19 protein-coding genes are annotated in these 20,144 nt (G+C 71.4%); 9 read left to right on the top strand and 10 right to left on the bottom strand.

The window, feature by feature from the left end; genetic code table 11:
- The first annotated feature begins 165 nt into the window (after window positions 1–165).
- Window positions 166–2,205, top strand: a complete 2,040-nt coding sequence (locus ACIQBL_RS28445; protein ID WP_401946064.1) for a SpoIIE family protein phosphatase — start codon at window positions 166–168, stop codon at window positions 2,203–2,205.
- 4 nt (window positions 2,206–2,209) lie between these two features.
- On the opposite strand, the gene ACIQBL_RS28440 is transcribed toward ACIQBL_RS28445, so the two are convergent.
- Window positions 2,210–2,677, bottom strand: a complete 468-nt coding sequence (locus ACIQBL_RS28440) for a hypothetical protein (protein WP_401946062.1) — start codon at window positions 2,675–2,677, stop codon at window positions 2,210–2,212.
- Between the two features lie 144 nt (window positions 2,678–2,821).
- Between ACIQBL_RS28440 and ACIQBL_RS28435 the strand changes: the two genes are divergently transcribed.
- Complete coding sequence (locus ACIQBL_RS28435) at window positions 2,822–3,790, top strand: GlxA family transcriptional regulator (RefSeq protein WP_401946061.1); 969 nt, start codon at window positions 2,822–2,824, stop codon at window positions 3,788–3,790.
- 5 nt (window positions 3,791–3,795) lie between these two features.
- Here ACIQBL_RS28435 and ACIQBL_RS28430 read toward each other — a convergent pair whose 3' ends face one another.
- The 3 genes from ACIQBL_RS28430 to ACIQBL_RS28420 form a co-directional block, all read right to left on the bottom strand.
- Complete coding sequence (locus tag ACIQBL_RS28430; RefSeq protein ID WP_401946060.1) at window positions 3,796–4,026, bottom strand: DUF5133 domain-containing protein; 231 nt, start codon at window positions 4,024–4,026, stop codon at window positions 3,796–3,798.
- Between the two features lie 59 nt (window positions 4,027–4,085).
- Entirely contained in the window at window positions 4,086–5,858 is a 1,773-nt protein-coding gene (locus ACIQBL_RS28425; protein ID WP_401946058.1) for an ABC transporter ATP-binding protein, read from the bottom strand.
- Between the two features lie 89 nt (window positions 5,859–5,947).
- Window positions 5,948–6,805, bottom strand: coding sequence for an aldo/keto reductase (locus ACIQBL_RS28420; protein WP_401946057.1), 858 nt, complete (start codon window positions 6,803–6,805; stop codon window positions 5,948–5,950).
- 303 nt (window positions 6,806–7,108) lie between these two features.
- On the opposite strand from ACIQBL_RS28420, the gene ACIQBL_RS28415 reads away from it, so the two are divergent.
- Window positions 7,109–7,996: a Gfo/Idh/MocA family protein gene (locus ACIQBL_RS28415; RefSeq protein ID WP_401946055.1), complete on the top strand. Its 888-nt coding sequence runs from the start codon at window positions 7,109–7,111 to the stop codon at window positions 7,994–7,996.
- Between the two features lies 1 nt (window position 7,997).
- Here the strand turns inward: ACIQBL_RS28415 and ACIQBL_RS28410 are convergent, their stop codons facing one another.
- The 3 genes from ACIQBL_RS28410 to ACIQBL_RS28400 form a co-directional block, all read right to left on the bottom strand.
- Window positions 7,998–8,396, bottom strand: a complete 399-nt coding sequence (locus ACIQBL_RS28410) for a hypothetical protein (protein ID WP_401946053.1) — start codon at window positions 8,394–8,396, stop codon at window positions 7,998–8,000.
- A 111-nt stretch (window positions 8,397–8,507) separates the two neighbouring features.
- Window positions 8,508–9,398: a GNAT family N-acetyltransferase gene (locus tag ACIQBL_RS28405; protein WP_401946052.1), complete on the bottom strand. Its 891-nt coding sequence runs from the start codon at window positions 9,396–9,398 to the stop codon at window positions 8,508–8,510.
- A 200-nt stretch (window positions 9,399–9,598) separates the two neighbouring features.
- The gene (locus ACIQBL_RS28400; protein ID WP_401946050.1) at window positions 9,599–9,997 is read right to left on the bottom strand and encodes a DUF4440 domain-containing protein; all 399 of its coding nucleotides are present in this window, start codon (window positions 9,995–9,997) and stop codon (window positions 9,599–9,601) included.
- A gap of 384 nt (window positions 9,998–10,381) precedes the next feature.
- On the opposite strand from ACIQBL_RS28400, the gene ACIQBL_RS28395 reads away from it, so the two are divergent.
- From ACIQBL_RS28395 to ACIQBL_RS28380, 4 genes are read left to right on the top strand one after another with little or no spacing between them, the layout of a single operon-like run.
- Window positions 10,382–10,801, top strand: a complete 420-nt coding sequence (locus ACIQBL_RS28395) for an STAS domain-containing protein (RefSeq protein ID WP_401946049.1) — start codon at window positions 10,382–10,384, stop codon at window positions 10,799–10,801.
- A gap of 26 nt (window positions 10,802–10,827) precedes the next feature.
- Window positions 10,828–13,182, top strand: a complete 2,355-nt coding sequence (locus ACIQBL_RS28390) for a phosphoketolase (RefSeq protein WP_401946047.1) — start codon at window positions 10,828–10,830, stop codon at window positions 13,180–13,182.
- Window positions 13,077–13,385 (top strand): beta-1,3-glucanase family protein, encoded by a 309-nt coding sequence (locus ACIQBL_RS28385; RefSeq protein ID WP_401946046.1) that lies wholly within the window; start codon window positions 13,077–13,079, stop codon window positions 13,383–13,385. Before ACIQBL_RS28390 ends, ACIQBL_RS28385 begins: the two co-directional genes overlap by 106 nt.
- Window positions 13,304–14,347, top strand: coding sequence for a PP2C family protein-serine/threonine phosphatase (locus tag ACIQBL_RS28380; protein WP_401946868.1), 1,044 nt, complete (start codon window positions 13,304–13,306; stop codon window positions 14,345–14,347). The genes ACIQBL_RS28385 and ACIQBL_RS28380 overlap by 82 nt, the downstream gene beginning before the upstream one ends.
- 3 nt (window positions 14,348–14,350) lie before the next feature.
- On the opposite strand, the gene ACIQBL_RS28375 is transcribed toward ACIQBL_RS28380, so the two are convergent.
- From ACIQBL_RS28375 to ACIQBL_RS28365, 3 genes are all read right to left on the bottom strand, one after another.
- A complete protein-coding gene (locus ACIQBL_RS28375; protein WP_401946044.1) occupies window positions 14,351–16,597 on the bottom strand; it encodes an MMPL family transporter in 2,247 nt (748 codons plus the stop codon).
- A 94-nt stretch (window positions 16,598–16,691) separates the two neighbouring features.
- Window positions 16,692–17,132, bottom strand: a complete 441-nt coding sequence (locus ACIQBL_RS28370) for an Lrp/AsnC family transcriptional regulator (protein WP_401946043.1) — start codon at window positions 17,130–17,132, stop codon at window positions 16,692–16,694.
- Between the two features lie 23 nt (window positions 17,133–17,155).
- Complete coding sequence (locus ACIQBL_RS28365) at window positions 17,156–18,505, bottom strand: transaminase (RefSeq protein WP_401946041.1); 1,350 nt, start codon at window positions 18,503–18,505, stop codon at window positions 17,156–17,158.
- Between the two features lie 182 nt (window positions 18,506–18,687).
- Between ACIQBL_RS28365 and ACIQBL_RS28360 the strand changes: the two genes are divergently transcribed.
- Together ACIQBL_RS28360 and ACIQBL_RS28355 are read left to right on the top strand one after the other, a co-directional pair.
- Window positions 18,688–19,356 (top strand): TetR/AcrR family transcriptional regulator, encoded by a 669-nt coding sequence (locus ACIQBL_RS28360; RefSeq protein ID WP_401946039.1) that lies wholly within the window; start codon window positions 18,688–18,690, stop codon window positions 19,354–19,356.
- Between the two features lie 7 nt (window positions 19,357–19,363).
- Entirely contained in the window at window positions 19,364–20,137 is a 774-nt protein-coding gene (locus ACIQBL_RS28355; RefSeq protein WP_401946038.1) for an SDR family NAD(P)-dependent oxidoreductase, read from the top strand.
- Window positions 20,138–20,144 lie beyond the last annotated feature (7 nt).

Genomic DNA, 20,144 nt, shown 5'->3' with positions numbered 1-20,144 from the left:
CCAGAATCCGGGGGCACGTCGGCGCCCGCACGGGCGCGTGCTCCATACGGCCCCCTCCGCCTTCCCGCCCCACGGTGTTGCCGCGCGGCCGGTGCTGTGCCGTAATCGGATGACCCGCGGTGCGGATCTTGGCGGTGCCGTGTCGCGCCGGAAGGAGCGGCTGGGATGGACGCGTACGGTGCCGGGGACGACGTCACGGCCACCCCGGGAGGGCTGCTCGACCTGTTGCAGGTCGCGGCGGTGGTCCTGGACGCCGGCGGGTACATCGGGCTGTGGAGTCCCGAGGCGGAGCAGTTGCTCGGCTACTCGCCCGAGGAGGCGCTGACGCAGCGCGCGGACCGGCTGCTGGTGTCGCCCGACGACCGGGTCCGGGCGCGGGAGCTGTTCGCCCAGGTGGGTTCGGGTGCCCGTTGGGCGGGTGTCTTCCCGCTGCTGCACCGGGACGGCACGGAGCGGCCCGTGGAGTTCCGCACGATGCGGCTGCGCGACAGCCGGGGCCGGCCGCATCTGCTGGGACTGGCCGCGGACGCCACGACGGTGCGGGGTGTGGAGCGCGACCTGGCGCTGTCCCACAGCCTCGTGCGGCAGACGCCGGTGGGCATCGCGGTGTTCGACACCGACCTGCGGTGGGTCGGCGTCAATCCTGCCCTGGAGCGGATGAACGGCGTCCCGGAGGCGCGGCTCGTCGGGCGCCGGGTCGGCGAGATGCTGCCGAACCTGGACGTGGCGGCCATCGAGTCCCGTATGCGCCATGTGCTGATCACCGGCAAGCCGCTGCTGGACCAGCAGACCGTGGGCCGGACGGCGGCCGACGTCACCGACCGGGCCTACTCGGAGTCGTATCACCGCATCGAGGACGCGCAGGGCCGGGTGCTGGGGCTGGCGATGGCCGTCCTGGACGTCACCGAGCGGGAGCAGGCCGCGGCCGAGGTCGCGCAGGCGCGGCAGCATCTGTCCGTCGTGGCGGAGGCCGGGGTGCGGATCGGGACGACGCTGGACCTCCAGCAGACCGCGCGGGAGCTGGCCGACGTCGCGGTGCCGCATGTGGCCGACCTGGCCGCCGTCGACGTACTGGAATCGGTCGTCACCCACGGCACGCTCACTCCGGTGACCGGGGACGCGCAGGTCGAGTTCCGTGCGCTGGCCGTCGCCGCCGGATACCTCACCGACGCGATCCACGCGGCGGACCCGGTGGGGGAGCTGGCCACCTACGGCCCGAACCGCATCATCACCCAGTGCGTGCGCGAGGCCGGCCCGATCCTGGTGGAGCGGGTGGACCCGCCGATGATGCGCCGCATCGCCCGGGACGGACGCGCCGCCCAGACCCTGCGCGCGGCGGGCGTCCACTCGTACCTGGCCGTCCCGTTGATGGCCCGCGGCGAGGTGCTCGGCACGCTGAGCCTCTACCGCACCGTCAACGAGCGCCCCTTCGACGAACAGGACCGCGTCCTCGCCTCCGAACTCGCCGCGCGCGCCGCGATCTGCATCGACAACGCCCGCCTCTACGGCCGTGAGCGCACCACCGCGCTGACCCTGCAACGCAGCCTGCTGCCGCCGGCCCCGGCCCGGCAGGAGGGGCTCGACACCGCGGCCCGCTACCTCCCGGCGCTGAGCGAGGTCGGGGGCGACTGGTACGACGTGCTGCCGCTGGGGCCGGGGCGGACCGGTCTCGTCGTGGGCGACGTGATGGGCAAGGGGGTGCAAGCCGCCGCCATCATGGGCCAGTTGAGCACCGCGACCCGCGCGCTGGCCCGACTCGACCTCCCGCCCGCGGAGTTGCTGCACCACCTGGACGACCTCACCGGCTCCCTCGGCGACACGATCGCCACGTGCGCGTACGGCGTGGTCGACCTCGGGCGCGGCACCTGTGCCCTGTCCAGCGCGGGGCATCTGCCGCCCGTGCTGATCCGCCCGGACGGCTCGGCGGAACTCCTCGACATTCCCGGCGGAGTCCCGCTCGGTGTCGGCGGGGTGGACTTCGGGACCGCCGAAGTCGACTTCACGACGGGCGCGTTGCTCGCCCTGTACTCGGACGGACTGGTGGAGAACCGGGGCGAGTCGATCGACGTGGGACTGCACACGCTGACGCGGCTGTTGCAGAGTTCGCGCCGTCCTCTGGAGGAGACGAGCGACATGCTCCTCGACGCGCTGCGCCCGGAGCCGGACGACGACGTCGCGCTCCTGCTGGTGCGCGCCACCGGCTGACCGGTCAGGCGCCCGTGGTCGAGCCGGGGCGAATGATCATGAGGACGGTGACGGTCGCCCACAGGAGGTTGAAGATGCCGGTGAACATGGCGAGTTGAACGGTCCCGGCCCGCTCCACGGGCCGCCGCGCGCCCAGTTCCTCCAGGAGTTCGTCCTGGCGGGGCAGGACGAAGGCGATCAGGATGCCGGCCGCCACCGCGGTGAGGGTGATGGAGGCGATGAGCCAGCCGCTGCCCAGGACGCCCATCGCGGAAGCGGTGGCGAAGCCGAAGAGGGGCACGGCGAGTCCGACCGCGCCGTAGACGCGGCAGATGCGGTGCAGCAGCCGTACGGTCGTCACACCCGTGTCGGGGCCGTCCGTGCCCGTGCGGGCGCGGCGGGCCGCCGCCGGGAACATGCTGGCGGCGACGGTCACGGGGCCGACCGCGACGATGGCGGCGAGGACGTGCAGAGCGAGAAGGATCTTGGTCACCGGCCCAGGCTAGGCACGTCCCACGCGAGAGCACAGAGGCTGAAACGACAGCTTCCAACGGATTCCCGCCAACGTCTCCAACCAGGCCACAGAGACATAGGGCCATGTCACACCCTTGGCGGGAATCCGCCTATCGTGGTGTTCGTGCATACCGTGGTGATCCTCGCTCTCGATCATGTGGTGCCGTTCGACATGGCGACACCGATGGAGGTGTTCGGCCGTACCCGGCTGCCGGACGGCCGCAACGCCTACCGGGTGCGGGTGTGCGGCGAGACCCCGGACGTGCGGACCGACGGGTTCGCCCTGCGCGTCGACCACGGGCTCGAAGCGCTGGCGGACGCCGACACCGTCATCGTCCCGGGCCGCTCGGAGCAGGCCGCGCCGCCCTCGGCCCGGGTGCTGGAGGCACTGCGCGAGGCGGCAGCGGCGGGCACCCGGATCGTGTCCCTCTGCGCGGGCGCCTTCGTGCTGGCCGAGGCCGGACTGCTGGACGGGCTGCGCGCCACCACGCACTGGATCGCCGCCGACCTGCTGGCCCGCGCCTATCCGCTGGTCGAGGTGCAGCCGGACGTGCTCTACGTCGACAACGGCCAGATCCTCACCTCGGCCGGGGCCGCCGCGGGCCTCGACCTGTGTCTGCACGTCATCCGCCGGGACCTGGGTTCGGCGGTCGCCGCGGACGCGGCCCGGCTGTCGGTCATGCCGCTCGAACGCGAGGGCGGGCAGGCCCAGTTCATCGTCCACCGGCATCCACCGGTCCCCCAGGGCTCGGCCCTCGAACCGCTGCTGCGGTGGATCGAGGACAACCTCTCCCACGAGGTCACCCTGGGCGCGCTGGCGACGCGATCGGGCATGAGCGAGCGGACGTTCAGCCGCCGTTTCCGCGAGCAGACGGGCAGTACACCGCTTCAGTGGCTGCTGCGGGCCCGGGTACGACGCGCCCAGTACCTGCTGGAGCACAGCGACCACACCATCGAACGCATCGCCCAGCAGGCCGGGTTCGGCTCCCCCACCGCGTTCCGCGAGCGCTTCCGCCGCGTGGTCGGCACGAGTCCGCAGGCGTACCGCTCGGCGTTCCACGGCAGGACGGTCGCCGAAGTGGCGCTGTCCTGACGGATCTACGCGACGGCACGGCCGTCGGCAGCCGTGCCGCGCGCCGCCGCCGGCAGGGCGTCCGCCTTGACGATCGCTTCCCGGATGCCGGTGGTGCCCATCATCGCGCAGAGGGTGTCGACGACGTCGTTCAACTCGTCGGCCGTTTGCGGACGGTGCTTCTCCGCCTGGGAGATGCGGAGGACCGCATACCGGGTGAGCAGTTCCCTGACGGCCGTCGGGTCCGGCACGAGCACGGAGCGCCCCTCTCTCGCTTTCCACTCCGTGTGCCCAGCCGGTGCCGGGCCAAGCGCGGTCAGGCGACCTGCCCGCTGTGCAGCGCCGTGTACGCCCCGCCCCGGCGCAGGAGTTCGTCGTGCGTGCCGACCTCCAGGATCTCCCCGTCGCCCATCACCACGATCCGGTCGGCCCCGCGCACCGTGGACAGCCGGTGCGCCACCACGAAGGTCGTACGGCCGCGCAGCAGCCGGGCGAGTGCCTGCTGGACGAGGGCCTCCGAGCGGGTGTCGAGCGCCGAGGTCGCCTCGTCCAGGACGAGCACCTTGGGGTCTCGGATCAACGCCCGCGCGATAGCGAGGCGTTGACGCTGCCCGCCCGAAAGTCGCGCCCCACGCTCGCCCACCAGGGTGTCCAGACCCTGCGGCAACTTCTCCACGAACTCAAGGGCGTTGGCGTCGCGCAGTGCCGCGCGCACCGACTCCTCGTCGGCGTCGTCCATGCCGTAGGCCACGTTGTCGCGGATCGTGCCGTCGAAGAGGATCGACTCCTGGGGGACGACCGAGACGAAGCGGCGGTAGGTGCGCAGGTCGAGGGTGGTCATGTCGGTGCCGTCGAGGAGCAATTGGCCGCTGGTGGGGCGGATGAAGCCGATGACGAGGTTGAGGACCGTGGACTTGCCGGCGCCGGACGCGCCGACCAGGGCGACGGTCTCGCCCGGTGCGACGGTGAGGGTGAAGTCGTGTACGGCGGGGCGGAGTTGGTCGCCGTCGTAGGTGTGGCCGACGTGCTGGAAGGTGACCGCTCCGCATACCGCGGTGACCTCCGCCTTGCCCTCGTTGTCCTCCAGCTCGGGTGCCTGGAGCACCTCGCCGACCGAACGGACCGATTCCAGGCCCTTGGTGATGACCGGGGCCAGGCCCGTGAGGGTCGTGGTGGAGTTGGTGAGGGTGGTCAGGAAGGCGCTGAGCATGACGACGTCGCCGGCGGTGACTCCCCAGACGTCGTAGTACGACACCAGGGCCGCGCCGGCGAGGACCAGGACACCGACCACGTTCAGGACCACCCAGGCCAGTGAGCCGAAGCGGCCGTTGAGGAGGTCGAGGCGGTTTCCGGAGGTGAGGAGGCGGCGCAGGGTGCCGTCCATGCGGCGCAGGGCCTTGCCCTCCAGGCCGTGGGCGCGGGTGACCGGGATGAGGCGGGTCATCTCCGTGACGCGTGAGGAGAGGGTTTCGACCTCGTGGCGGAAGTGCTCGTTGTGGGTGCGCAGGCGTGCCCGCAGCCGGGACACGAGCAGCGCGGCGACCGGTACGACGACCACGAACACGGGCACGAACTCCGGTGTGCGGAAGGCGATGATGACCAGGCCGCCGGTGAGCACGGTGATCGCGCCCAGCCCGGTCTCGGCGGTCTGCTGGACCATCTGCTCGACGGTCTCCACGTCGCGCACGACCTTGGCCTGGAGCACTCCGGCGCTGACCCGGGAGTGGTAGCCGATGGAGAGCTGCTGCATCCGGGTGCACAGCGCCGAGCGCAGATCGGTGCCCATGCGGCGGACGCTGCCGTAGAGGAGGCGGACGTAGAGGACGTGCAGGGGGTAGTTGATCAGCAGGATGAACAGGATGACGCCGGTGCTGATCCAGAGTCTGCTGACCGGCTGGTGCTGGACGACCGTGTCGATGATGGACGCGGTGATCAGCGGGAGCAGCCAGATGGGGCTGTGCTTGACCGTGAAGACGGCGACGGCCAGGGACAGGCGTCTGCGGTCCTCGTGGAACAGGTAGGCGAGGGTGCGGATCGGGTGTTCGTCGCGGTAGCGGTGGTCGAGCGGTTTCTCCGTGGTCGACGCCATCGGTGGTGGTCCTCCCCCTGTGACCGGTTGACGGGCAAGCGTTCCCTCCCCCTGCCCGCCCCGGCTACACCTCGGGCGTCACCGGCTTCTCAGACGGCGTCGAGGTCCGCGATCTCCTCGGCGGACAGCGCCAGTTCGGGTGCGGCGGCCGAGTCGCGGATCGTCTCGGGGCGGCTGGCGCCCGGGATCGGTACGACGACCGGCGACTTGGCGAGCATCCAGGCCAGGCACACCCGCTGCGGGCTGACACCGTGCTTCTCGGCGATCCGGGCGAACGGCGCGTACGCGGAGCCGAGTTCGCCGGCGCGGGCGATACCGCCGAGGGGGCTCCAGGGCAGGAACGCGATACCGAGTTCGTCGCACAGCTCCAGCTCCGGCTCGCTGGAGCGGAAGGCCGGGGAGAACTGGTTCTGCACCGAGACCAGCCGCCCGTCGAGGATCTCGTCCGCCAGCCGGATCTGCTCCGGGTTCGCGTTCGAGATGCCCGCCATCCGGATCTTGCCCTCGTCGAGCAGGTCCCGCACCGCGCCCACCGAGTCCGCGTACGGGACCCTCGGGTCGGGGCGGTGGAACTGGTAGAGCCCGATGGCCTCCACGCCGAGCCGGCGCAGGGACGCCTCGCAGGCCTCCTTGAGGTACTGGGGGCTGCCGTTCAAGGTCCAACTGCCGTCCCCGGGGCGCAGATGGCCGCCCTTGGTGGCGACCAGGACGTCCGCGCCCCGGTCGTGTGAGGCGAGGGCCTTGGCGATCAGGGTCTCGTTGTGTCCGACCTCGTCGGCGTGCAGGTGGTAGGCGTCCGCGGTGTCGATCAGCGTCACGCCCGCGTCGAGGGCGGCGTGAATAGTCGCGAGGGAGCGTGCCTCGTCGGGCCGTCCCTCGATCGACATGGGCATACCGCCCAGGCCGATCGCGCTGACCTCGACGTCACCGATACGGCGGGTGTCCATAGCTCGTGCCCCTCTTCCGGTCTTCCGGCTGTCGTGCGGAACCGTGCCGCCCGACGCCGCCGGACGACCGATCGGGTCGCGGCGGGCAGGACGCACCCTCCAGCCTCTCCGGCCAAGGTCCGCAGGTCCAATAGAAGAAACCGAACGCATCCAGCAGCGGGACTGCTCAATCGGTGAGTCGCCCGAGGGGCTTGCGCACCTGCCCCGTTCATGTGGCACGCTCACCGGCGACCGGCCGGGTCGGCTCGACTCCGGTCGGCACCAGGTTCGACCCGTTGATTCGACCCGTGGAGAGGCAGCGCCATGCGCATCGGACTGCTCGGCACCGGCCCTTGGGCACAGATGGCGCACGCCCCCGCCCTCAGCGGGCACCCGCAGTGGGAGTTCGCGGGCGTGTGGGGCCGCCGCCCGGATGCCGCCAAGGAGCTGGCGGACCAGCACGGCGTGCCCGCCTACGACGATGCCGACGCCCTGATCGCGGACGTGGACGCCGTCGCAATTGCCCTGCCGCCGTCCGTGCAGGCCGAGTTGGCGGTGCGGGCGGCTCGGGCGGGCCGGCATCTGCTGCTGGACAAGCCCCTGGCGCCGACGGTGGAGCAGGGGCGGGCCGTGGTCGACGCGGTCCAGGAGGCCGGGGTCGCGTCGGTCGTGTTCTTCACCACGCGCTTCCAGCCGGAGACGGAGTCATGGATCACCGAACAGGCCGCCGCCGCGGGCTGGTTCACCGCTCGGGCCGAGTGGCTCGGCTCGGTGTTCACCAGCGACAGCCCGTTCGCCGCCTCGCCCTGGCGGCAGGAGAAGGGCGCGCTGTGGGACGTCGGCCCGCACGCCCTGTCCGTGCTGCTGCCGGTGCTCGGTGACGTCCGCCGGGTGGCGGCTGCCGTGCGGGGGCCGCGGGACACGGCCCTGCTGATCCTGGACCACGTCGGCGGTGCGTCGAGCACGCTGACCCTGAGCCTGACGGCGCCGACCGCGGCGGCGGGAGCCACGGTGGAGCTGCGCGGCGAGGCCGGGGTGACCGTCCTCCCGGACAGCTCGGGCAACGCGGTGTCCGCCTTGGTCCGGGCCGCCGACGCGCTGGGCGAGGCCGCCCGCACGGGTCGGCCGCATCCGTGCGACGCGGCGTTCGGGCAGCGGGTGACCGAGATCCTGGCGCAGGCCGAGGCGATGGTGGACCGCGAGGCCGTCTGAATCACTCGGCGCCGGGCGGCTGCTCGGCCGCCTGGTCCCCTTCCCCTTCCTCTTCCCCTTCCGCGTCCTCCTCGTCCTCGTCGAACGGCTCGTCGCTCCACCGGAACCAGGCCCGCTCTCCCTCGATGTGCAGGAGGAACTCGGGCACGGGACCGTCCGGCGAGGTGAGAGTGACCTGTCTCCGGATCTCGTCGTAGGTCTCTTCCCACCGGGTCCAGTGCCCGTCGTCATCCGCTTTCGTCAGGGCGATTTCCCGCGCGAACAGCTCCGCCACCTCGTCGAACGCCGGACCTGGGGTGAATGTGCCCGACAGCCAGGGGAAATCGGCGTCGTCGATCAGGATCTCCCCGACCGGCTCCTCGCCCCTGCGTACCTGCCAGACCTCGCCCACGAACCCCATGCCCGCCTCCGTCCCGCCGTAGATCGACCTGTCGCCAGCATCGCACCCGGCACTGACAGTCGGCCCGGAGCTGCTGCCGGGCCGGGCCGACTGCCGTACGAACCGGTGCGCCTACTCGACTACATGGAAGTTGGCGCGCTCACGAATAACCGGATAACCGGCCTTGGCGAAGTGCGCGGCCATCGGGAAGTTGCCCTGGTCCGTGGCGGCGGCGATGAACTCGGCGCCGCGCTCGGCGAGATAGTGGGTGCACTCGGCCAGCAGGTCGCGGGCATAGCCGTGGCCGCGCTGTTCCGGTACGACTCCGATGAAGCCGACGCACGGGCCCGACGGGTTGCGGGCCGGGATGTGGATGCCCGCGAGGTCTCCCTCGGGGGTGCGTGCGACCTGCCACCACTCGCGCGGGGACGGGCACCAGCGGAAGAAGTCGATCTCCTCCTGTGCGGCCTGGTCGACTCCCCCTTGCCGTACGGCCCGTTGGGCGTGGGCGTCGAGGGTGACGGAGTGGATGCGGCGCAGCGCGTCGAAGAACACGGAGTCGTCCGGTTCGGGGCCGAAGACGAGGTGTCCGGGGCGTTCGGGCAGCCCGCAGGCCGGGGTCCACCGGTAGATGAACCGCTCGACGAGGAGCTCGTATCCGGCCGCGCGCAGGGCGGTGAAGCGGGCCTCGGCCGCGGCGCGGGTCTCGGGGCTGTCGCGCCAGCCGGGCGGAAGGTTCAGTTCCACCTCGACGCGCCAGGGTGCGCTGCGCAGGAGTTCGGCTGCGGCCTCCTCCTCTCCTTCCAGCAGGTCGAAGCAGTCGACGGTCAGGGGTTCGGTGTCGTTCGGGCCGCCCCACCAGGCGGCGCGCGCGACGACCGTGCCGTCGCGCAGCGCCACCCGCTGCCAGTCGGGCCGCCATGTCGTCAGCCGGTGTTCGGCGCGGGCGCCGAGCGGGTCGGGAAGTGTGTCGAAAAGATGGGCGTCGCTCTCGTCGAGCGCGCGAATGACCACATCGGTCATCGATTCCTCCGGGAGGATTGCTGCGGGGAGCGCTCCCGGTCAGGTCAGACGTGGCACGCCGGGCGAACGGGGAGGGAGCGCTGGGGTGTGGTGAACCGCATGGCACTCGCCTCCTTCCGCTGGTCTCAGGGCGTGCGGCCACACGCTAGGGGGCAGGCCGTGTGCGCGTCCAACTCTTTTCGTGCTCGTTGCGCGGGCGGTCAGGGCTGGTCCCACCAGGCGAGCGCCGAGATCCGCCAGCCCTCCGGGGTGCGCACGAACTGGATGGTCTTGGTCCCGCCTCCCTCGAACGGCTCGCCGTCCAAAATCCCGGACTTGCGGTACTCGCCGAACCGCGACGCGATGTCGCCGACGATCTCGGTTCGTTCCGAGGTCTCCCACTCCGAGAACTCGACCAGCCGACCGTCGGTGAGCAGCAACCGGCGGGGCTCGATGAACTCCTCCACGGTGTACACCGTGAACTCCGGGCCGGTCTTGACGATCACACCGCCCGGAAGAACCAGCCGCCGGATCCGGTCCACGTCGGCGGCCTTGCCGCCCCGGTTGTCGAAGGCGCCGAAGAACTCGGCGGTCACCGCGTCTATCCCGATCCTGGACATGGCGCGACGGTAACAGCGAAGGGGCGCCGGACCTCGCCGGCCCAGGGCACCCCCATCATGTCCGGTCGTCGCCCGGATACGGCGAACGAACGCCTCTCGGCCGTCCGCCGGACCCCGTCGAGGACTATGCTGCTGTACGGACGTCCCAGACCCCGGCGGCTTGTCGTTGCTCGACACGGACGGCTGCGGGGAGCGGACTCTTCGTCCGCCGCCCGACGCGTCCCTGGAGGGAACCGGGTGGGTCCGCTGTCCTGTCGCACAGGCCCGCGGACCGGCATCGCCCGCCTCCGCCGAACCCACGCCCCTGCCGACAGCGCACCGAGAAGGGCCCGGAAACCCGGCATCCCCGTCTCGCTGCCGGTTGGTCTTCCGAACCGAGGCGTCATGCCCCTCCCCCAGCTCACCGTCTACCGTCACGACCGACAGAACCGGGCACTGATCACCCTGGCCGGCGAGATCGACCTGCAATCGGCGCCGCTGGTGCGCGCGGCACTGGCACGGTGCCTGAGCGACGGCATCCAGCTCGTCGACGTCGACCTCACTCCCGTGACCTTCTGCGACTGCAGCGGCCTCAACGCCTTCCTCTACGCCTTGCAGCGCACCGCGGAAGCCGGCGGGATCCTGCGCCTGCACCACCCGCCACCGACACTGGGCCTGATCCTCGACGTCACCGGCTCCGGGTCCCTGCTCCTGGGCCCACCGGTCGGGCAGCCGCCCCCTCCGCCCAGGGATGATCCGGCCCCGCCCGCCCGGTCCTGGTGGCGTCAGCTCACCTCTGTCGGCGGCAGCTTCCGAAGTCCCTGAACAACCCTCTCCACGAAGGGTTCGTCATGCCGCTCGGCCTCCCTCGCGAGAACTCCCGCGACCCGCTCGACACCCCCGCCGGTTCCGGCCCCCTCGACGAGGACGAACTGCGGGCGCTGGACGCCCACTGGCGGGCGGCGAACTACCTGGCCGTCGGGCAGATCTACCTCATGTCCAACCCGCTGCTGACCGAGCCCCTGGCACCCGAGCACATCAAACCCCGGCTGCTGGGCCACTGGGGCACCTCACCGGGACTGAACCTGGTCCACACCCACCTCAACAGGGTCGTGAAATCACGGGACTTGGACGTGATCTGCGTCTGGGGACCCGGTCACGGCGGTCCCGCCGTGGTGGCGAACTCCTGGCTGGAGGGCAGCTGCACCGACACGTACCCGGACATCACACGGGACGCGGCCGGCATGGCCCGTCTCTTCCGGCAGTTCTCCTTCCCGGGCGGCGTCCCCAGCCATGTCGCGCCCGAGACCCCCGGATCGATCCACGAGGGCGGCGAGTTGGGCTACTCCCTCGCGCACGCCTACGGGGCCGCGTTCGACAACCCGGGCCTCCTGGTGGCCTGTGTGATCGGCGACGGTGAGGCCGAGACGGGCCCTCTGGCCGCCTCCTGGCACTCCAACAAGTTCCTCGACCCGGTACGGGACGGTGCCGTCCTGCCGATCCTCCACCTCAACGGCTACAAGATCGCCAACCCGACGGTCCTGGCCCGCATCCCGGAGCCCGAACTCGACTCCCTGCTACGGGGATACGGCCACGAGCCCCTCCACGTCACCGGCGACGACCCGCACGCCGTCCACCGGGCGATGGCCCGCGCCATGGACGAGGCCCTGGACCGTATCGCCGCCTTCCAGCACACCGCCCGCACGGACGGCGCGGCCGAACGCCCGCGCTGGCCGATGATCGTGCTGCGCACCCCGAAGGGCTGGACAGGCCCGGCCGAGGTCGACGGCGTCCCGGTGGAGGGGACTTGGCGAGCCCACCAGGTGCCGCTGCCCGCCGTACGCGAAAACCCGGACCATCTACGGCAGTTGGAGCAGTGGCTGCGCTCCTACCGGCCCGGGGAACTCTTCGACGAGCACGGCCGCCCCCGCGACCAGGTCCTTGCCTGCGTCCCCGACGGCACCCGCCGCCTGGGCGCCAACCCCCGTACCAACGGCGGCCTGTTGCTGCGTGACCTGCCCCTGCCGCCCCCGGAACGGTTCGCCGTCCCGGTCGACAAACCCGGCGCGACGACGCACGAGCCGACCCGTGTCCTCGGCGATCTGCTGGCGCGGGTGATGGCCGACACGGGCGAGCGGCGCGACTTCCGGCTGGTCGGCCCGGACGAGACGGCCTCCAACCGCCTCCAGGCCGTCTACGACGCGAGCGGCAAGGCCTGGGAGGCTCAAGTACTGCCCACCGACGAGCACTTGGAACGCGGCGGCCGGGTGCTGGAGATCCTCTCCGAACACACCTGCCAGGGCTGGCTCGAGGGCTATCTCCTCACCGGGCGGCACGGCCTGTTCTCCTGCTACGAGACCTTCGTCCACATCGTCGACTCCATGGCGAACCAGCACATCAAGTGGCTGCGTGTCGCCCGCCGGCTCCCGTGGCGCCGCCCGATCGCCTCCCTCAACTACCTGCTCACCTCGCACGTGTGGCGCCAGGACAACAACGGCTTCTCGCACCAGGACCCCGGTTTCGTCGACCACGTACTGAACAAGTCGCCCGAGGTCGTGCGGGTCTACTATCCGCCGGACGCCAACACCCTTCTGTCGGTGGCGGATCATGTGCTGCGCAGCCGGGACTACGTCAACGTCGTCGTCGCGGGCAAGCAGCCCTGCTTCGACTGGCTGTCCATGGACCAGGCCCGCTCCCACTGCGCCCGGGGCGCGGGGATCTGGGAGTGGGTCGGCACCGAGTCCGACCTCGGCGAGCCCGACGTGGTGCTCGCCTGCGCCGGTGACGTGCCCACCCTCGAAGGGCTCGCCGCCGCGTCCCTGCTCCGCCGGCACCTGCCCGACCTCGCGGTACGGGTGGTCGACGTCGTCGACATCGCCCGGCTGCTGCCCGCGGAGGAACACCCGCACGGCATGGCCGACAGCGAGTACGACGCGCTGTTCACCCCCGACAAACCCGTCGTGTTCGCCTACCACGGCTATCCGTGGCTGATCCACCGGCTCGCCTACCGCCGCGCCGGGCGAAGTTGTAGAGCGACTGGCCGACCACCGACGCCTCGGTCTTCTACCGGACCGGCCTCACGAACCACTACGCGAAGGCGGTGCACGCGGCCACCGCCGACGGCAGGGCGTACGGCTTCGCCTTCGACGACGTGGCGGACCTCGCGTCGTACATCCGGGACACGGCGCCCACGGGGATACGGCTGACGCTCACGCCGTTCTGGGCGCTCGGCGTGCGGGGCCGGTCCCGCCGTAGGAGCGTGGTGGTGTGGGAAAGGTGCGTGGGCGGGTGTCGCGCCGGAACCGGGAGCCGGCCCGGCGGGGCTGGCTGCGGGGCGCGCCCGCGCCGCTGTGGGTGCGGGTGCTGCCGGGTGTGCTGGTCGCCGGTGTGGGTGTGGCGACGCTGGTGAGCCCCCATCGGCTCGACATCGGCTTCGTGCTGGGCGCGATCCCGCCGCTGGCCGGGTTGTCGTACGGGCCGGTGGCGACCGTGCTGTTCGGCGGTCTCAGTGTCGCGCTGCTGACCGTGCCGGCCTTCCACCTCAACAATCCGGGCAGTGCGGACCTGTTGACCATCTGCTTCGTCGCGTTGCTGAGTGTGTTCGTCTCGTTCGTACGGAGTCGGCGCGATGCCCAGCTCGATCTGGAGCGGACGGTCGCGGAGGCCGCGCAGCGGGCCGTCGTGCCGCCGTTGCCGGCGCGGGTGGGGCCGGTGCGGTGTGCGGGGCTGTACCGGGCGGCGCAGCGCGGGACGCTGGTCGGGGGTGACTTCTTCGACGTGCGGGACGGGCCGTACGGGGTGCAGGCGGTGATGGGGGACGTGCAGGGGCACGGGTTGTCGGCCGTCGCGACCGTGGCGTCCTTGCTGGGGGCGTTCCGGGAGGCCGTGCTCGACCGGCCGGACCTGGAGTCGGTCACGGCTCGGCTGGACCGCAGGCTGGTGGTGGACTCCGCGCGGTCGCCGCACGCGGAGCTGTTCGCGACGGCCGTCCTGCTGGAGTTCGCGGCGGACGCGCGGGCGGTGCGGATCCTGGCCTGCGGGCATCCGGCCCCGGTGCTGCTGCGCGAGGGGAAGGTCACGGAGATCGAGATCGTGCCGTGGACACCGCTGGGTCTGGGGCTCCCCGACTCGGGGCCGCTCGGTGGTGTCACCGTGCCGCTGCTGCCCGGGGACCGGCTGTTCCTGGCGTCGGACGGGGTGTGGGAGGCGCGGGACGCGGGCGGCGCGTTCTATCCGTTCGTCGGCCGGCTGGCGGTGCTCGCCGACGGCGACTGTGCCGACCTGCCGGAGCGGGTGTGGGCCGATGTGCTGCGGCACGCGGAGGAGATCCGGGACGACGTCACCATGCTCGTCCTGACGCCCGGCGGCTGACGCTCACGCCCCCTCGTGCTCACCCTCCGCGTCGATGTGCGGCAGGATCCGGTCCAGGAAACGGGGTGTCCACCAGGCGTGCCGGCCCAGCAGGGTCATGACCGCGGGCACCATCAGCAGCCGTACGACCGTGGCGTCGATCAGGACGCTGACGGCCAGGCCGAGGCCGAGCATCTTGACCACGATGTTGTCGCTGACGACGAAGGCCGCGAAGACGCTGACCATGATCAGCGCGGCACAGGTGATGACCCGCGCGGTGATCTCCAGGGCATGGGCGACGGACGCCTCGGCGTCGCCGGTGCGCAGCCAGGCCTCGTGGACGCGGGAGAGCAGGAAGATCTCGTAGTCCATGCTCAGGCCGAAGATGATCGCGAACATCATCATCGGGACGTAGCTCTCGATGGGCACCTTGCCGGAGACGCCCAGCGCGTGGCCGCCCCAGCCCCACTGGAAGACCGCGACGACGACGCCGTAGGAGGCCGCGATCGAGAGCACGTTGAGGACGGCTGCCTTGAGGGCGACGAGGAGTCCGCGGAAGACGGCGAGGATGATCAGGAAGGCCAGGGCGACCACCACGCCGATGATCAGGGGCAGCCGGCTCGACACGATGTCGCGGAAGTCGACCTGCGCGGCCGTGGTGCCGGTGACGTAGCCCTTGGCGGCGGTGCCGGAGACCGCGGCGGGCAGGGTGTCGTGGACGAGGCGGTTGGTGAGGTCGGTGGTGTCGGCACTCTGCGGGGACTGTTGGGAGTAGACGGTGCCGACCAGGACGTCCCCGTCCTTGGTGGTCGTCAGCGGGGTGACCTTGGCGGCGCCCCGCACCCCGTCGAGGGTCTTCTGGGCCTGGGTGGAGAGGGCCGGGCGCTGGGAGGAGGGGACGCCGGTCTGGTCGATGACGATGGTGAGCGGGCCGTTGGAACCGGGCCCGAAGGCGTCGGTCATCAGGTCGAAGGCGCGCCGGTCGGTGAACGAGGTGGGGTCGGCGCCGTCGCCGATGTGGCCCAACTGGAGGGAGAACACCGGGATCGCGAGGACGACCACGGCCGCGACGCCCGCCGCGAGGAAGGTCCAGGGCCGGTGTTCCACGCGTTGCGCGTAGCGGTGCCAGGTGCCCGTGGGTTCGGTGCCCGGTGCGGCGTCGGTCTCGGCGACCGGGCGGCGCACCCGGTAGCGGTCGATCCGTCTGCCCAGGAGGCCGAGCAGGGCGGGGACGAGGGTGAGCGCGCCGATGACCGCCGACACGACCGTCACGGCGGCGGCGAGCCCGAGGAGGCCGATGAAGGGGACACCGGACACGAACAGTCCGGCGAGCGCGATGATCACGGTGCAGCCGGAGACGAGGACGGCCCGGCCACTGGTGGCCGTGGCCTGTCCGGCGGCGCGCACGGGGTCGGCGCCGTTCATGAGGTTCTGCCGGTGGCGGGTGATCAGGAACAGGGCGTAGTCGATGCCGACCCCGATGCCGATCATCGTGGCGAGGGTCGGTGACACCGTCGCGAAGGTGAACGCCGCCGCCAGCAGTCCGAGGCAGGCGAGTCCGCCGATCACGCTGATCAGCGCGGTCACCAGGGGCATCGCGGCGGCGATCACACTGCCGAAGCCGATCAGCAGGACGACGATCGCCACGGCGAACCCGATGAGTTCGCTGACCCGGTCGTCGGCGGCGGGCCGGGCCAGTTCGCCGAGCGGTCCGCCGTACTCGACCTGGGCACCGGCGGCGCGCAGCGGCTTGACGGAGGTGTCGACGCCGTGGAGGTAGCCGTCACCGAGGGTCGACGGCTGGACGTCGAAGCGGATGGTGAGGTAGGCGGTCTTCGCGTCGGACGACAGCGGTCCCACGTTCGGACCGGAGGACGTCGGTGTCTGCGCTCCGGGCTGGGGCAATGGGTTCTGCACCGACAGGACGTGCGGAAGCTTCTGCAGGTCGCCGACCGTCTCGGACATCTGCGAGTTCAGGGAGGTGAGCGCCTTGTCCTTGTCGTGCAGGACGATCTGGCTGCTGTAGCCCCCGGCCGCCGGATCGTGTTCCTTCAGGACCTGAAGACCGTGGTGGGACTGTACGCCGGACAGCGAGAAGTCGTCCGAATAGTCGCCTCCGAAGGACCTGTTGAGGACCTGGAGCGCGGCGAGTGCGACGAGCCAGGCCACGATGACGATCACGAAGTGCCGGGCGCACCACTCCCCCAGCCTCCTCAGCACCCCCTTGGCTACGGCCCCGCTGCCCCCTGCACTGGAATCCGTGGGCGTCATGACCTCGGCCTTTTCCGCCAGGGGACATTTCCGACACCCCTATTAGACGCCCACGGGATCACTCCGGCATCTCGGGCCCGTGCTCAGGCGGCGGTCATCCCACGTCCCACAGGAACCGGTGCGTGTGGATGCCGAAGTACGGGAACGACCGGACGCTCCTGACCCCTTCGATCGGCCGCACCACGTCGTTGACGAAGTCCAGCAGGTCCCGCGGCCCGGGAGTGACCACCTCGGCGAACAGATCGAAGCCGCCGGAGGTGAGCACGGAGTACACCACCTCGTCGCGCAGGGCGAGTTGGTCGGCGACGGCACGCGGGTCGCCGTCCGCCTCGATGCCGAGCATGGCCATGGCCTGGCCGCCCATGGCCATCGGATCGGTCACCCCGACGACCTGAACGGCCTTGGAATCCAACAGGCGTTGGAGCCGCTGCCGGGCGGCCGACGCGGACAGCCCGACCTTGGGTCCGAGGTCGGCGTACGCGATACGCCCGTCGGTCTGCAGCTCGCGCAGGATGGCCCGGTCGATGTCGTCCACGTGCTTGTCTCCAACTCCCTGTGTCAGCGCGCCAGTTCGGCGAGCGCGTCGGCGAAGGCCCGGGTGTGGGTGTCGACGTCCTGCTCGGTGGTGTCCGGGCACATCAACGCCATGCTGTGGAACGGGGTGAGCAGGATGCCCCGGTTGGCGAGGTAGAGGTGGAGGAAGTCCTCCACCTCCGGGTCACCGGCCGCTTCGGACTCTGTGCCGGTGCGCGGGGCCGGGGAGGCGAAGCGGTACTCGCTGCGGGCGCCGAGGCGGCTCACCGTCCAGGGCAGCGCGTGGGCGTCGATGCCCTGCTGCACACCGGCCGCGAAGCGTTCGGAGAGCTTCGCCATGTGGGCGAACGCCTCATCCGTCAGGACGTGTTCGAGGGTGGCGCGCATCGCGGCGACGGACAGCGCGTTGCCCGCGAGGGTGCCGCCGACGCCGCCCATGTCGACGAGGTCCAGGTCGGCGCGGCCGAGCAGCCGGTCGGCGAGTTCGGCGGAGAGGCCGTAGGCACCGGCCGGGATGCCGCCGCCGATCGCCTTGCCGATGGTGAGCAGATCGGGTGCGAGGTCCCAGGCGGCGGTGCAGCCGCCGGGGCCCGCGGAGAAGGTGTGGGTCTCGTCGTTGATGAGCAACGTGCCGTGTTTCCTGGTCAGTTCGCGTACGGCGGCCAGATAGCCGGGCTCGGGCAGCACGATGCCGATGTTGGTGAGCGCGGGTTCCATCAGAACGGCGGCCACGTCGCCGTGCGCCAACTCCCGTTCCAGCTGGGCGGGATCGTTGAACTCGGCGACACGGCTGGTGAGCGTGACGTCACAGGGGGCGCCGACGTTGCCGGGACGGGCCACACCCTGCCCGTCCGGCCCTACGACGATGAGCGACTCGTCGACGCTGCCGTGGTAGCTGTAGCTGTTCACCAGGATCTTGGGGCGATCGGTGACGGCACGGGCGAGCCGGATCGCCCAGCGGTTGGCGTCGGTCGCGGTGAGGGAGAAGCTCCAGCGGGCGAGACCGAAGCGCCGGGTGAGTTCGGCGCCGACCCACTCGGCGTCCTCCGTGGGCAACATGGCCGTGGCGCCGCCCTGTTCGGCGAACCTGCGTTGTACCGCTTCGGCCACCACCGCGGGCGAGTGGCCGGCCATCGCTCCGGTGTCGCCGAGGCTGAAGTCGATGTACTCGTGGCCGTCGATGTCGGTGACGCGGGCGCCCCGGGCGGTGTCGAGGTAGCGGGGGAAGGCTCCGGCGGTCTTGTTCATCCAGGTCATCGGCACACGCCCGAAGAGGTGCTCGGCACGGTCGTAGGCGGCCTTCGAGCGCGGGTTGCGCCGCTCGGCCTCGGCGCTCTCCCGGGCGAGCAGGTCCTGGAGTCGAGTGCGGTCCATGGGCTACCCCGGTGATGTCGGCGACGGAATGTCCGGACGATATGGCCGAAAGCAGCGTGAAGGCAAGACGTAGCAGACGAATCAGCTGTCCAGACGATCGATTCACGCTTATGTCCCGTTGGGACACAAGTCTCACCGGGTCTCATGTCCCAGCGGGACATCACGGGTGTACCGTCGAAGGCATGAAGGCAACGGAGCCCCTCGTCGACCCCGTCGACCGGCGGCGGCGCAAGGCGCGGCAGACCCGTAACGCGCTGGCCACCGCCGCCGTGGACCTGATCCTGGAGCACGGGCTGGCCGCGACCACGGTCGAGGCGATCGCGGACCGCGCGGATGTCACCCGGCGCACCTTCAGCCGGCACTTCACCGGCAAGGAGGACGCGGCGCTCGACTTCGTCCGGGGCGACGGCGACCGCATCAACGCCCTGCTGCGGACCCGCCCGGCCGCCGAACCACCGCTGCTGGCCTATCGCAGGGCCGTGCGCGACTGGCTCGCCGACCGGGAGAACCCGGCCTGGCACCTGCGACCGCGCATGCGGCGGCTGTTGGCGCTGGTGGACCGCGAGCCCGCCCTGTTCGCCGCCTACGAACGCATCCGGGTCGACGCCCAGGAGGAGTCGATCCGCATCCTCGCCGACCGGCTCGGCACCGACGACGTCCGGGACGTGCGCCCGGCCGTCGTGGTCGACGCCGCCGCCGGAGTCCTCACGGCCGCCCTGCGCATCTGGGCGCGCCGCACGGACGAGCACGACTCGGGAGCCGCAGACCTCGCCGCCCTGGTGGAGCGGGCCTACGACGCCCTGATCGGGGAGGCCGCGGACGCGGCCTCCCGGAGCACTACCGAACAGTGAGCACACCATGAGCACCATCACCGATTACGCGACCGAGTTCTCCGGAAAGACCGCTCTCGTCACCGGCGCCGCCTCCGGCATCGGCCTGGCCACCGCCCGCCGGCTGGGCGCGGGCGCCGCGAACGTCGTCATCGCCGACTACAACGCAGAGGGCGCCGAGAAGGCCGCCGCCGAGCTGACGGCGGAGGGCTTCACAGCCGCCGCGGTCGAACTGGACGTGACCCGCCCGGAGTCCGTCGAGGCGGCCGTACGCTTCGCCGTCGACACCTTCGGCGGGCTCGACCTGGCCGTGAACAACGCCGGTATCGGCGGCCCGAGCGCGCCGACCGGCGCGTACGACATCGAGGCCTACGACCGGGTCGTCCGCACGAACCTCGACGGTGTCTTCTACTCCCTGCGCCACGAACTCCCGGTCATCGAGGCCGCGGGCCGGGGCGGCGCGATCGTCAACGTCTCCTCCATCCTCGGCTCCACGGGCTTCGCCGGTTCCTCCGCGTACGTCGCCGCCAAGCACGGCGTGGTCGGCCTCACGAAGACGGCCGCCGCCGAGTACGCGTCGAAGAACATCCGCGTCAACGCGGTCGGCCCCGGCTTCATCGAGACCCCGCTGCTCCAGGGCATGGACAGGTCCGCCTACGACGGTCTCGTCGCCCTGCACCCCGCCGGCCGCCTCGGCCGCCCCGAGGAGGTCGCCGAGCTGATCGTCTTCCTGCTCTCCGAGCGCGCCTCGTTCGTGCACGGCGGCTACCACCTGGTCGACGGCGCCTACACCGCCGTCTGAGCCCGGG

The organism is Streptomyces sp. NPDC088350 (assembly GCF_044753545.1).
Taxonomy (GTDB): domain Bacteria; phylum Actinomycetota; class Actinomycetes; order Streptomycetales; family Streptomycetaceae; genus Streptomyces.
The sequence above is the reverse complement of the archived record's forward strand: the minus strand, read 5'-3'. Positions and strand labels throughout refer to the sequence as shown.

Bases quoted from the DNA above. Each gene is read 5' to 3' on its own strand.
- ACIQBL_RS28415 (WP_401946055.1), top strand. From the start codon at position 7,109: ATGCGCATCGGACTGCTCGGCACCGGCCCTTGGGCACAGATGGCGCAC.
- ACIQBL_RS28365 (WP_401946041.1), bottom strand. From the start codon at position 18,505: ATGGACCGCACTCGACTCCAGGACCTGCTCGCCCGGGAGAGCGCCGAG.
- ACIQBL_RS28425 (WP_401946058.1), bottom strand. From the start codon at position 5,858: ATGGCGTCGACCACGGAGAAACCGCTCGACCACCGCTACCGCGACGAA.
- ACIQBL_RS28400 (WP_401946050.1), bottom strand. From the start codon at position 9,997: ATGTCCAGGATCGGGATAGACGCGGTGACCGCCGAGTTCTTCGGCGCC.
- ACIQBL_RS28445 (WP_401946064.1), top strand. From the start codon at position 166: ATGGACGCGTACGGTGCCGGGGACGACGTCACGGCCACCCCGGGAGGG.
- ACIQBL_RS28410 (WP_401946053.1), bottom strand. From the start codon at position 8,396: ATGGGGTTCGTGGGCGAGGTCTGGCAGGTACGCAGGGGCGAGGAGCCG.
- ACIQBL_RS28395 (WP_401946049.1), top strand. From the start codon at position 10,382: ATGCCCCTCCCCCAGCTCACCGTCTACCGTCACGACCGACAGAACCGG.
- ACIQBL_RS28375 (WP_401946044.1), bottom strand. From the start codon at position 16,597: ATGACGCCCACGGATTCCAGTGCAGGGGGCAGCGGGGCCGTAGCCAAG.
- ACIQBL_RS28405 (WP_401946052.1), bottom strand. From the start codon at position 9,398: ATGACCGATGTGGTCATTCGCGCGCTCGACGAGAGCGACGCCCATCTT.
- ACIQBL_RS28390 (WP_401946047.1), top strand. From the start codon at position 10,828: ATGCCGCTCGGCCTCCCTCGCGAGAACTCCCGCGACCCGCTCGACACC.
- ACIQBL_RS28420 (WP_401946057.1), bottom strand. From the start codon at position 6,805: ATGGACACCCGCCGTATCGGTGACGTCGAGGTCAGCGCGATCGGCCTG.
- ACIQBL_RS28360 (WP_401946039.1), top strand. From the start codon at position 18,688: ATGAAGGCAACGGAGCCCCTCGTCGACCCCGTCGACCGGCGGCGGCGC.
- ACIQBL_RS28355 (WP_401946038.1), top strand. From the start codon at position 19,364: ATGAGCACCATCACCGATTACGCGACCGAGTTCTCCGGAAAGACCGCT.